Below are 12,817 nucleotides of genomic sequence, written 5' to 3' on the forward strand. Positions count from 1 at the left end.
CCACTTTAGGTAGTAAACAAGAACTATTCTCAAAATGGCGTTGCATTAATATTGCAGGAGTCAAGCGGCTAATCTGTTTAAATTTCAAACTTGGATTCAGATCACATTGAAAATGTTGATCCGGATCGCCAATCGCTTTCATTACCTCTCAAGAGGTATACCCACATTTTTAATGAGGTCTAGACTTTGATTCAGTTCCGGTGACTCGGCCCATGCCGTGCCAGTCGCCCTTACCTGTCGAGGTGAGCCTCAATGAAGCAACAAACAGAGATGGAATACCATGTCACCAGTCTGGTGGTGCATGCCGCTCCGGGAACCCTGGAGGCGGTGACCACTGCCATCCAGGCCCTTGAAGGCGCAGAAGTCCACGCCAGCAGCCCAGAAGGCAAATTGGTAGTCACCCTCGAAGGCGAAAGCCAGGGCGAGATCCTGGATAACGTCGAAGCAATCAACCGTCTGCCCGGGATACTGTCCAGCAGTCTTATCTATCATCAGGTCGATTCTGAGCCTGTCAGTCAAACAAAAGAAATAAAGAGTGAGGAAACACCATGAGCATAAGCCGCCGCGAGTTTCTTAAAGCCAACGCCGCCGTTGCCGCCGCCACGGCCGTTGGAGTCACTCTGCCAGTGAAAGTCGTCGAAGCCGCTGAGCAGAAAGACAATATCAAATGGGATAAGGCCCCCTGCCGATTCTGCGGTGTCGGCTGCTCTGTGCTGGTAGGCACAAAAGAGGGCAAGGTCGTCGCCACCAAGGGCGATCCTGAGAGCCCGGTCAACAAGGGCCTGAACTGCATCAAGGGCTACTTCCTGTCGAAAATCATGTACGGAAAAGACCGTCTGACCACTCCACTGCTACGGATGAAAGACGGCCAGTATGCCAAAGACGGTGAGTTCACCCCGGTGAGCTGGGACAAGGCCTTCGATGTGATGGCAGAAAAGTGGAAGCACTCGCTCAACACCAAGGGCCCGACTTCTGTGGGCATGTTCGGCTCAGGCCAGTGGACCATTTGGGAAGGCTACGCCGCCTCCAAGCTGCACAAGGCAGGTTTCCGTACCAACAATATCGACCCTAATGCCCGCCACTGTATGGCCTCGGCCGTGGTCGGCTTTATGCGTACCTTTGGTATCGATGAACCCATGGGTTGTTATGACGACCTGGAAGCCGCCGATCACTTTGTGCTCTGGGGCGCCAACATGGCCGAGATGCACCCCATCCTTTGGGCCCGCCTGTCGGATCGCCGTCTGAGCCACCTCGACGGTAAGGTGCATGTACTGTCTACCTTCGAGAACCGCTCGTTCGATTTGGCCGACAACCCGATAGTGTTCAAGCCTCAGTCCGATCTGGTTATCCTCAACTATATCGCCAACTACATCATCCAAAACGGCGCGGTCAACAAGGACTTCGTCAACAAGCACACCAAGTTTGCTCTGGGTGTGGATGACATAGGTTATGGCCTGCGTCCGGATCATCCGCTGGAGAAAAAAGCCAAGAATCCGGGTAACGGCAAGTTCAGCGATATCAGCTTCGATGAGTACGCCAAGTTTGTCAGCCGCTACACACTGGAATACGCCAGCGAGATGAGCGGCGTGGATAAAGAGCGCCTGCTGGAGCTGGCCAAGGCCTATGCCGATCCCAAGGTCAAGGTGATGAGCCTGTGGACCATGGGTATCAACCAACACGTGCGTGGGGTTTGGGCCAACAACATGCTCTATAACCTGCACCTGTTGACCGGCAAGATTGCCACTCCGGGTAACAGCCCCTTCTCTCTCACAGGCCAGCCCTCTGCCTGTGGTACCGCCCGTGAAGTCGGCACCTTTGCCCACCGTCTGCCCGCCGACATGGTGGTCAACAACGACAAACACCGCGCCATCACAGAAAAGGCCTGGCAGCTGCCTGAAGGCACTATTCCGCCCAAGCCCGGTTTCCACGCCGTGTTGCAGAGCCGGATGCTGAAAGACGGCAAGCTCAACTGCTACTGGACCATGTGTACCAACAATATGCAGGCCGGCCCCAATATCAACGATGAAATCTATCCCGGTTTCCGTAACCCGGAAAACTTTATCGTGGTGTCAGATCCATACCCAACAGTAACCGCCATGGCGGCCGACCTGATCCTGCCTACCGCCATGTGGGTCGAGAAAGAAGGTGCCTATGGTAACGCCGAGCGCCGCACCCATATGTGGCACCAGCAGGTGAAAGCCCCTGAAGGTGCCAAGTCGGATCTGTGGCAGCTGATGGAGTTCGCCAAGCGCTTCAAGGTCGAGGAAGTCTGGCCCGCCGAGCTGATTGCCAAGAAACCTGAATACGCCGGCAAGAACCTCTATGAAGTGCTGTTCGCCAATGGCGTGATCAACAAGTTCCCCGCCAGCGACTGTCAGGCCGAGCTCAACGATGAATCCGAACACTTCGGCTTCTATGTGCAGAAGGGGATCTTCGAAGAATACGCCGCCTTCGGTCGCGGCCATGGTCACGATCTGGCTCAGTTCGACCGCTACCACGAAACCCGTGGTCTGCGTTGGCCGGTAGTGGATGGCAAGGAAACCCTGCGCCGCTTCGTTGAAGGTTCTGACCCTTACGTTAAACCGGGTTCAGGCTATCAGTTCTACGGCAAGCCGGATGGCAAGGCGGTGATCTTCGCCCTGCCCTACGAACCGGCCGCCGAAGAACCCAACAGCGAATACGATCTGTGGATGAGCACAGGTCGGGTGCTGGAGCACTGGCACACAGGTTCAATGACCGCCAGGGTTCCCGAGTTGTACCGTGCCTATCCGGATGCGCAGATCTTCATGCATCCTGATGACGCCAAGAGCCGTGGCCTCAAGCGTGGTGATGAAGTCATCGTCGCCTCGCCTCGTGGCGAAGTGAAGACCCGGGTTGAAACCAAGGGCCGTAACAAGCCGCCCAAAGGCGTGGTGTTCATGCCCTTCTTCGATGCCCGTCAATTGGTCAACAAGCTGGTACTGGACGCCACCGACCCTCTGTCCAAAGAGACAGACTTCAAGAAGTGTCCGGTCAAAGTGATGAAGGCCTGAGGCAGCAGTAATGGGTGACAAACGCAATAGTGTCAATAACATCAATCGTCGCCAGTTTCTGGCGACCACGGCCAAAGCCGGCTGTGTGATGGGGTTGGCCGGGCTGGGGATTTCAGCGCTGGCCAAGTCCCAGTCGTTGGCGCCCCAGGCGATACGTCCCCCGGGCGCCCTCGCCGAGGACGCCTTTCTCTCGGCCTGCGTTCGCTGTGGCCTCTGTGTCGAGGCCTGTCCCTATGACACTCTGAAACTGGCGCGTTGGTTTGAAGGGGCAGCCACAGGCACGCCTTTCTTCAGCGCCCGCAGTATCCCCTGCGAGATGTGCGAGGACATTCCCTGTACTCGCGCCTGTCCCAGTGGGGCACTGGATACCGGCCTCGAGAAAATCGAGGATGCCAGAATGGGCACAGCCGTACTGATCGATGAGAAAAACTGCCTTAACTTCAAAGGCCTGAGATGTGATGTCTGCTACCGCGTCTGCCCGCTCATCGATGAGGCCATCACCCTTGAGCGTGCCCGCAATGAGCGCAGTGGCCACCACGCCATGTTTATTCCTACCGTGCATGCCGATATCTGCACCGGCTGTGGCAAGTGTGAACATGCCTGCGTTTTGGAAGAAGCGGCGATCAAGGTGCTGCCGCAGAAGCTCGCCAGCGGCAAGACAGCCGAGCACGACACTTACATAGACACGGAAAAGACCACCCTGGAGATGCTCAATCAAGGGCTGCCCGGACTGGGTAACGGAGGCGAAATATGAGTCGGAAAAAAAGCTCAGACGCCTTTGCCGCCGATGCCATCGCTACCCTGGGCTGGTGGAAGGCACACAGGTTCCTGCTGCTCAGACGCCTGTCACAGCTGAGCGTTTTGCTGCTGTTTGCCATAGGACCACTGTTTGGCCTCTGGCTGCTGAAAGGCAACCTGTCGGCCAGTCTGTTACTGGACACAGTGCCGCTGGCCGATCCGCTGGTGACGTTGCAGAGCCTGGCCAGTGGCCATCTGCCGGAACTGAGCCTGCTGCTCGGCGCTGCCATTGTCGCCCTGGGTTATGGCCTGCTGGGTGGACGGGTGTTCTGCAGCTGGGTCTGCCCGGTCAACATGGTGACAGATACGGCCGCCTGGCTCAGACGCAAGTTGGGCTTGCCCAGATTGCCCGAGCTGCCAAGGTCGCTGCGCTACTATCTGCTGATATTGGTGTTGCTCTTGCCCCCACTGACCGGCCTGTTGGCCTGGGAGTGGCTCAACCCGGTTCCCGTGGCCTACCGAGCCTTGTTGTTCGGTGGTTTCAGTGGCCTGTGGCTGCTGCTGGCGATACTGCTGCTGGATCTGTTCGTCAGCGAACGCGCCTGGTGCAGCCACCTGTGCCCCAGTGGCGCCCTCTACAGCCTGATGGGCAAGCTGCGACTGGTCAATATCGAGGCGGTAAGAGCCAACGACTGCAACAACTGCATGGACTGTTTTACCGTGTGTCCCGAACGGCAGGTGCTCAAACCCGCCCTCAAGGGAAGCAACCCTACGATAACCAGTACCGATTGCACCCTCTGCGGCCGCTGTATCGATGTCTGTGCCAAGAAGGTCTTTGAGTTTGATACGCCATTAACCCGGCTCTCGCCCAAGGGTGAAGCCAAAGACAAATCCAACAAAATAGATTGCAACCGAATTGCCACCAAGGCGGAGAACAAGCAATGAAAAAAACACTCAGCGCAGCCGCGATGCTGCTGGCACTCAGCGCCTGCTCAGGACAGCAGGCAGAAACGGCTCAGCCGGTTAACGTCAGTTCTCTTGGCGGTGGCGATGCAGAGATTAGCTCTGTACGCCCGGCCGATGCCATGCCTTCCTATCCAATGCGTGGCAATGCCATAGAGCGCAACTACGCCGAGCAGCCGCCGCTCATTCCTCACAAGGCCGACTACCCCATCAGCCTGAAGAAAAACAGCTGCATGAACTGCCATGACTGGAGCAAGGCCAAGCGCATGAAGGCAACGCCTGTGGCCAAGTCCCATGTTATCGACGACAAGGGCACCCTCAATGGACAGAACTATTTCTGTACCCAGTGCCATGTGCCTCAGGCCGATAACAAGCAGCCGCTGGTGGAAAATAACTTCAGCACTGGCGCTGCCAACTGATAGCGAAAAAAACCGGGTCGCTGCTTCCTGGAGGCGCCCCGGTTTCAAGGTACAGCCCCAAAGGGATTGGGGCTTGCCTGCCCTTCCCAGCCCTTCACTTTGATGCCTCAATTTTTTTGAAAGATGGCAATCCGCCGCTCATCGACAAAACATAAGCTCAAAGCAAACGTCTCACAGAGCCAGTCCAATGTTGCGCGATGGAAAAAACTGCAATGGGTAGGATCCCGGGTATAGTGCCAGTCATAAAACTGGGCTTCACTCTGCCAGCGGTCTGTCATTATGCCTAAATAGCCCCCAGGAACCAGACGTGCCAGCAGCGCGCTTATCTCGGCGGCAGGCCTGTGCAAGTGCTCGAAACACTCGCTGGAGAGAATAAAGCCATACTGCGCCTGCAATGGATTGGGGAAAAACAGCGGGTCGAAATCGTCACACGCTATCCCTTCCCTGGCAAGGAGTTTTGATAGTGTCGGCCCAGGGCCACAGCCAAAGTCCAGTCCCTGCATACCCGGGCGCAGAAAGGTCATCGCCGGCGTCAACAGGCGCTGCAAAAAGCCCACATAGCCGGGGTCGTCAATGCTGTTCTCGTGGGTATCGTAAAACTGCTGCTCCTCATTCAAGGGCAGAAAATGCGCAGGGTCGAGAAAGATGAGCCGACACTCTGGGCAGAGAAAATAACGTCTGGCAACCCTGGCGGGAACTGTCTGTTTAGGTTGGGTGTTGGCACACAAGGGGCATGGATTCATCTATGACTCGGTTCACTTTAACGGCTTTGGTTTAACGACTTTGGTTTAACGGCTTTGGTTTTACAGCCTTGGCCTAAAGACTTTAACTCAGAGCTTTAACTCGGGGCCTGGCTCAATACTTTGACTCGGCGGTTGGCTATCATGCTGAAGCCTTCTCGCTTGTCCGCATCAGCCGACGCCAAAAACTGCGCCTACTCTAACAAACCCCAACCCCGGCTCCTAGAGCTTAATCGGCAAGACGCAACAACCACTGTTCCCAAGATTCAGGCAAAAGTCGTAGAGTTTCACCCCACAGCTGCCGCGGGCTTTCGTCCTGGCGACTTTTCGGCATGCCATAAAATCATCCCTGATGGCGCCACTCTGGCATCCCTGCCAGAGTGGGCCTCAAATCCATCAGGACCTGGATTCAGGTGTCGTAGGCTAAATCACCGTCAATACAACTTCGCAGTTTAAGATGTACACCTTTATCCAGGTACAGGCGGAACTGTGACCGTCGAAAACAGGGATGTTTTCGTCGAGCGCCCAGGAATGGGTTTACAGCGTGTCACAGGATCGCCTGTGTGAGAGGCCGTTCTCGGACGTCCTGTCCTTCACGGCATTCAGGCTTCCTGCCTATCCGCACCGCAGGTGATTGGCTGCCGCTTAGTTGGCAGTTAGATACAATTTGGGGCTGAAAGCTATGATAGCCGCTGTGCCTGCGGCAGAAAGTTAAGGTGTAAATGCCTCCATGCACAACGGCCACTTTGGGTCACACTCATAGACTTGTTGCTTAGTAACATTCGCCTTGCTCGACCTTCTAACCCCGGCATCCATGCCTCGCTACACTATTATCATCAACGTCCTGCGACTACTCCAAAGCATATTCCTTGGTATTTGCAATGGCCTATTGTTAGGGTTAGGGGTTAGGCACAATTGAACTTGTGTAAAGCTCACCCCCAAGTAATGGGGATTAGCCAACCCCAGTACCACTACTCATTGGGTAACAACGGCATCATCTGTGCGCCATAACGGCTCCCAGCTACTGCTGTGATGGGAAACGCCTCTTCAATGGCCGCCAACTCCTCTCGGCCAAGAGTCAAAGTGCAAGCCTGAATATTATCCTCAAGATAACGCCGCCGTTTGGTGCCAAACAGAGGGATCAGATGCTCATTGCGGCTGAGCAGCCATGCCAGCGCCAGCTGTGACGAACTGCAACCTCGGCTTTCAGCCAGTGCCTTGATGGCATCCACCAGCGCCAGATTACGTTCAAAGTTCTCCCCCTGAAATCTGGGATGAGAGCGCCTGAAATCATCGGCAGCAAAGTCGTCTATGCTGCGAATAGCACCGCTGAGAAAACCTCTCCCCAGAGGGCTGTAGGCAACAAAACCTATTCCCAGCTCTTGGCAAAGCGGCAATACCTTGCTTTCAGGATCCCGGCTCCAGAGAGAATATTCGCTCTGCACCGCTGTAATGGGATGCACCTTGTGGGCGCGGCGCAGCCTGTCGCTGTCCACTTCACTCAAACCCAGATAGCGCACCTTGCCCTGCTGCACCAACTCGGCCATGGCACCGACAGTTTCCTCTATCGGTACCTCGGGATCCATTCTGTGCTGGTAATAGAGATCGATATAATCTGTCCCCAAACGCTTGAGGCTGGCTTCCACAGAGCGGCGGACATACTCGGGGCGACCGTTGACGCCGCGCTTGTGCACATCTGCTTCATCCCTGACTATGCCAAATTTACTGGCAAGAAAGATCTGCTGCCTACGGCCTTTGAGCGCTTGTGCCAACAGTTCTTCATTGCGAAAAGGTCCGTAAACATCGGCGGTATCCCAAAAGTTGACGCCGCGCTCCAGCGCCAGATCCAGCGTTGCCAAGGACTCTGCATCACTGGCCGGACCGTAAAACTCACTCATGCCCATGCATCCCAGCGCCAGCGCCGATACTTCCGGTCCCTTGCTACCCAGTTTTCGTGTTTTCATCTGTTACCTCCATTGAACTGCCAACAGCATCTTTGTTTTTACCTTTGGGATAAATAACGCTATAACAGCCAGTGTATTCCAAAATCACGAACAATCATGGATAGACTGCAAACCCTGAATATCTTTCGCCGGGTCGCCGAGACGCGAAGTTTCACCAAGGCCGCCATTTTACTCAATCTACCACGCTCGACCGTAACCCAGGCGGTGCAGCGGTTGGAGCAGCAACTCAAGGTACAGTTGCTGGTACGCACCACACGACAGGTCAGGTTGACCGAGCAGGGCGAACAGGTGTTGGATAAGGCCTCGGCGCTGCTGGCAGACTGGGACGATCTTCAGGGCCTATTTGCCAAAGAAAGCTGCCCGGCGGGGCTGCTTAGGATCAACATGCCCGCCAGACTCGCCCGATTGCTTATCTTGCCGGCATTACCGGAATTTCATCAATGTTATCCGGACATAGAGCTGGAGCTTGGCGTTTCGGATCCGCGCATCGATATCATAGGTGAAGGGGTCGATCTGGCACTGCGGGCCGGCACACTGGAGGACAGCAACCTTATTGCCAGAAGTTTGGGATGCTTTGAGATAGTCACGCTGGCAAGCCCGGATTATCTGGCGCGCTTCGGAGTTCCGCAAACGCCTTCGCAACTCAGTAACCACAAGATGGTGGGCTATCTGTTACCCGCAAGTGGTCGTATCGAGCCGCTGGAGTTCAGGCAAGAGGGGAAATACCATCAATACACCTTGCCCCAAAGCATAAGAACCAATGGTACAGATGCCTATATTGCCGCCGGATTGGCAGGCTTTGGTCTTATCCAGGTACCCACTTATGGTATAGCGCCACATTTGCAAAGTGGCGCTCTGGTGCCAGTGTTACAGCAGTATCCGCCGCAAGCCATGCCACTGTCGCTTATCTATCCACGCAAACGCCACCCCAGCCACAGACTGAAGCTGTTTATCGACTGGCTGGTGCAACGCTTCGGCGACAAGTTACCACATGAGGCCGACTCGGTACCGCTAACCTGGGACAACTGACTTGCCTCAGTTCAGCTAAACCGCACTCAGACTCAAGTAACGAGCGGCTTGCCGGGCAACAGGCTATTTCCCGGGGGCTTTTCCCGCTTCCAGCAAAGGCAAGCCGGCCTCAGTTGGAATATAGATGCGCTCGCCCTTGCCTTCCTGCAGCCCCTTGATCCACACGTAACGCAGATAGGCTTCATTGCCCTTGAGTGACTCGCCGATAATCTTGTTGGCTTCGGCAGCCGCCTTGGCACGCTCGATATCGGCCTGCCCTTCGGCCTTGGCTCTGGCGATCATTGCCCGTCCTTCCGCTTCAGCCAGGGTGACTTTGGCCTTGGCCTGCATCAGGGCCGCCTGTTCCCGAGCCTTGGCTTCCTCAATCAGGATCTGCTTGCTCCACTCTGCTTCCTTCAAAGCGGCGATGCCGTCCAGCTCCAGCTTATAGACCTTGTATTTAGGCCAGGCCCAAAAGGCCAGTAAGATCAGCAGTATGGCAACGGCTGTCATCAGAGCCAGGCTGCCGAGGGCTACGGCTTGTTTGTTTTGGTACATGGGCGCTCCTGCCACTTGAGATTATGCGGCATTTTAAAACATGGAGCGCTGTGGCACCACTTGGCTTTTCCCAATAAAAAACCGCACCCAAAGGCGCGGTTTTTGCCTGAAGCAGCTGGGCTATTCGGCGGCCAAACGCTCCAGCACATACGTCAGCACACCGCCGGCACGGTAGTAGGCAACCTCCATGCCGGTATCCAGGCGGCTGAGCAGCGCTATGGTTTTGGACTCTCCATTGGGATAATGGATCTGCGCCTGCAGCTTCTGGTTTGGCTTAAGCTCGCCATCCAAGCCGAGAATATCCACTGTCTCATCACCAGTCAGGCCCAGAGTCTGACGGGTTTCCCCGGGCAGAAACTGCAATGGCAGCACGCCCATACCCACCAAGTTGGAGCGGTGAATACGCTCAAAGCTCTCCACTATGACCGCCTTGACCCCGAGCAGCAGCGTACCCTTGGCGGCCCAGTCACGGCTGGAACCTGTACCATATTCTTTACCGGCAATAACCACACTCGCCTGCTTTCTGGCGCGATAGGCCATGGCAGCGTCATAGATAAAGCGCACCTCAGATTCGCCCTGCATCCGGGTAACACCACCTTCATGCCCGGGCACCATCTCATTGCGGATACGGATATTACCGAAGGTACCGCGCATCATCACCTCGTGATTCCCGCGGCGTGAACCGTAGGAGTTGAAGTCCTTGTCGGCTACACCATGACCGCGCAGATAATCGGCTGCCGGACTGTTTTTGGGGATCACCCCGGCCGGGGAGATATGATCTGTGGTGACAGAGTCTCCCAATAGCGCCAGAATCGCGGCCCCCTTAATGTCGTCCGCATTACCGCCGTATTCGGCTTCGAAGAAGGGCGGTAACTGAATATAGGTGGAGGCGGGATCGAAGGCATAGGTTTTGCCCGAGCCCGAGTCGATGGCGCGCCAGGCATCATCGCCATGAAACACATCGGCATACTGCTGCTGGAACAGGCTGCGACTCACCTTGCCCATTACGGCGGCTATCTCGGCGTTGCTGGGCCAAATGTCCTTGAGGAAAACCGCTTTACCATCGCGGCCTTGGCCTATGGGATCGCGACTGAGATCGATACGGCTGGTTCCCGCCAACGCATAGGCGACCACCAGAGGAGGCGAGCAAAGCCAGTTGGACTCCACCAAGGGGTGGATCCGCCCTTCGAAGTTACGGTTACCGGAAAGCACTGAACCCACATGGATCTTCTGTTCGCTGACCGCCTTGGTGACCGCCTCCGGCAAGGGACCAGAGTTACCTATACAGGTGGTGCAACCATACCCCACCAGGTTAAAGCCCAGGCTATCGAGTGCCGTTTGCAGTCCGGCCTGTTGCAGATACTGGGTCACCACCTTGGAGCCTGGGGCCAACGAAGTCTTGACCCAGGGCTTGCGCTCCAACCCCAGCTCCACCGCCTTTTGTGCCAGCAACCCGGCGGCCAGCATCACCGCCGGGTTGGAAGTATTGGTACAACTGGTAATGGCGGCAATCACCAAATCGCCATGGTGCATGGCAAGCTCGCTGCCTTCGAGTACAAACGCCTGCTCAAGCTCGCTGCGCCCCGAGAGACGAATGGCATCTTCGGCCGCCTGCTTGAGCTGACTGACGGCGACTCTGTCCTGGGGCCGCTTGGGCCCGGCCAGGCTGGGTTCAACACTGGCAAGATCCAGGCTCAGGGTATCGGCAAACTCGGGGGCGCTATCGCCAGTCTCTCGCCACAGCCCTTGCGCCTTGGTGTAAGCCTCCACTAAGGCAACCGTCTGTTCATCTCGGCCACTGAGGCGCAGATACTCCAGTGTCTGCGCATCCACCGGGAAGAAGCCACAGGTCGCACCATATTCCGGTGCCATATTGGCAATGGTGGCTCGGTCGGCCAGCGGCAACTGATCCAAGCCATCACCATAGAATTCGACAAATTTACCCACTACCCCCTGGCGGCGCAGCATCTCCACGACTCTGAGCACCAGGTCGGTGGCTGTAATGCCCTCACTGAGCTGCCCCTTGAGCTCGAACCCCACCACATCCGGGATCTGCATTGAGATGGGTTGCCCCAACATGGCCGCTTCGGCTTCGATACCCCCGACACCCCAGCCAAGTACCCCCAAGGCGTTGATCATAGTGGTGTGGCTGTCAGTGCCCACCAGTGTATCTGGATAGACCCAAGTGGCTCCTTCTTCGCCAAGCCCCTGCCAGACACCTTTGGCCAGATACTCGAGGTTTACCTGATGGCAAATGCCGGTACCCGGTGGCACCACGGAGAAGTTATCGAAGGCGCCCTGGCCCCACTTAAGAAATTGATAACGCTCGAAGTTGCGCTGCATCTCAATCGCCACATTGTCCCGATAGGCATCCGGATTGGCGAACTTGTCGATGCTGACCGAGTGGTCAATCACCAGATCCACCTTGGAGAGAGGATTGATCTTTTGCGGATCGCGCCCTTTGGCCACCAGCGCCGCCCGCATGGCGGCCAGGTCGACTATCGCCGGGACGCCGGTAAAGTCCTGCATTAATACCCGCGCCGGATGATAGGCGATCTCCTGCTGGCTGCCGCGGCCGCGCCCCTTGGCAAGCGCCTGCAGATCGTCGATATCACAATGGTCGGTATCCAGATGCCGCAGAATGTTTTCCAGCAGCACCTTGCAACTCTTGGGTAATGCGGCAACCTCGGCAATTTCCGCCAAGGGCCCTTCATTGAGGCTGTAGTATTGGAATGAGGTGTTTTTGACGGTCAAGGTACGTTGCGCCTTGGCTTGATATTTGACTTTGGACATCACTTCTCTCCCTACGTTGAGGTACGCCATTCCGTGCAGAAGCTGGCTCACCGAGCGAGAATGAAAAGGTATGGAGGCAAGTAGGACAATGGAAAGTTCATCGGGATAAATCGACATTGGCCTGCACCGTACAAGCACCTTTTCAACACGCCTCAGGGAAGCTTGTTGGAAAATCCACCTTCTATCGGGAATGGTATTAATCCTTGTCGTTCCAACGACCAGCTTAAAGTATGCTCAAATAAGGTACAAGGGCACCTGAGGCTGTCGAAGGATTTTTAAGTGTAATCTCAGTCACTTTGCGTTAGCTTAGGAAGCAGGCACAAGCTGGGAGCGATACAGATGAAGAAACACAAGAATGAAGCGGCTCTGTTGAAACTGGCGTTGGAGATAGGTTTGGGATACTCGCTCAAGCGTGGCTTTGCCCCGCTTGGGGACAAGGTGCCGGAGAAAGAGAAAGTCGAGTGCGTCTATCGCCTCTTGGTGCAGGATAAACTGATAGGGCCATTGCCATCGGACAAGGAAGATGGCCCCAATATGAAACATAGGTTGGTAATGTGGATCAGCGGCAAGTTGCCCAAGGAGCATCCACTGCTGCAGTAGCC

At 55.9% G+C, this 12,817-nt stretch carries 11 protein-coding genes; 7 read left to right on the plus strand and 4 right to left on the minus strand.

Annotated elements, in window-relative coordinates; genetic code table 11:
* Positions 1-252: 252 nt before the first annotated feature.
* The 5 genes from ACWAU4_RS17765 to ACWAU4_RS17785 are packed head-to-tail and all read left to right on the plus strand — an operon-like array spanning position 253 to position 5,152.
* Positions 253-552, plus strand: a complete 300-nt coding sequence (locus ACWAU4_RS17765) for a chaperone NapD (RefSeq protein ID WP_025889977.1) — start codon at positions 253-255, stop codon at positions 550-552.
* Complete coding sequence (napA, locus tag ACWAU4_RS17770; RefSeq protein ID WP_454290339.1) at positions 549-3,032, plus strand: nitrate reductase catalytic subunit NapA; 2,484 nt, start codon at positions 549-551, stop codon at positions 3,030-3,032. Before ACWAU4_RS17765 ends, napA begins: the two co-directional genes overlap by 4 nt.
* A 10-nt stretch (positions 3,033-3,042) precedes the next feature.
* Positions 3,043-3,786, plus strand: a complete 744-nt coding sequence (napG, locus tag ACWAU4_RS17775) for a ferredoxin-type protein NapG (RefSeq protein WP_044735124.1) — start codon at positions 3,043-3,045, stop codon at positions 3,784-3,786.
* Positions 3,783-4,715 (plus strand): quinol dehydrogenase ferredoxin subunit NapH, encoded by a 933-nt coding sequence (gene napH, locus ACWAU4_RS17780; protein ID WP_208156645.1) that lies wholly within the window; start codon positions 3,783-3,785, stop codon positions 4,713-4,715. Before napG ends, napH begins: the two co-directional genes overlap by 4 nt.
* Complete coding sequence (locus tag ACWAU4_RS17785; RefSeq protein WP_025889974.1) at positions 4,712-5,152, plus strand: nitrate reductase cytochrome c-type subunit; 441 nt, start codon at positions 4,712-4,714, stop codon at positions 5,150-5,152. Before napH ends, ACWAU4_RS17785 begins: the two co-directional genes overlap by 4 nt.
* A 107-nt stretch (positions 5,153-5,259) precedes the next feature.
* Here ACWAU4_RS17785 and ACWAU4_RS17790 read toward each other — a convergent pair whose 3' ends face one another.
* Positions 5,260-5,895 carry a class I SAM-dependent methyltransferase gene (locus ACWAU4_RS17790; RefSeq protein WP_454290340.1) on the minus strand — a complete coding sequence of 212 codons (636 nt, stop codon included), beginning with the start codon at positions 5,893-5,895 and terminating at the stop codon, positions 5,260-5,262.
* 968 nt (positions 5,896-6,863) lie between these two features.
* Positions 6,864-7,856 carry an aldo/keto reductase gene (locus ACWAU4_RS17795; protein WP_025889972.1) on the minus strand — a complete coding sequence of 331 codons (993 nt, stop codon included), beginning with the start codon at positions 7,854-7,856 and terminating at the stop codon, positions 6,864-6,866.
* 96 nt (positions 7,857-7,952) lie between these two features.
* Between ACWAU4_RS17795 and ACWAU4_RS17800 the strand changes: the two genes are divergently transcribed.
* Positions 7,953-8,885, plus strand: a complete 933-nt coding sequence (locus ACWAU4_RS17800; RefSeq protein ID WP_028779422.1) for a LysR family transcriptional regulator — start codon at positions 7,953-7,955, stop codon at positions 8,883-8,885.
* Positions 8,886-8,948: 63 nt separating this feature from the next.
* On the opposite strand, the gene ACWAU4_RS17805 is transcribed toward ACWAU4_RS17800, so the two are convergent.
* Complete coding sequence (locus ACWAU4_RS17805; RefSeq protein WP_025889971.1) at positions 8,949-9,422, minus strand: SPFH domain-containing protein; 474 nt, start codon at positions 9,420-9,422, stop codon at positions 8,949-8,951.
* 120 nt (positions 9,423-9,542) lie between these two features.
* Entirely contained in the window at positions 9,543-12,215 is a 2,673-nt protein-coding gene (gene acnA, locus ACWAU4_RS17810) for an aconitate hydratase AcnA (RefSeq protein ID WP_071238472.1), read from the minus strand.
* A gap of 339 nt (positions 12,216-12,554) precedes the next feature.
* Between acnA and ACWAU4_RS17815 the strand changes: the two genes are divergently transcribed.
* Positions 12,555-12,815 (plus strand): DUF5062 family protein, encoded by a 261-nt coding sequence (locus ACWAU4_RS17815; RefSeq protein WP_025008966.1) that lies wholly within the window; start codon positions 12,555-12,557, stop codon positions 12,813-12,815.
* Positions 12,816-12,817 lie beyond the last annotated feature (2 nt).

The sequence above is a fragment of the Shewanella sp. FeAMO genome, assembly GCF_053653955.1.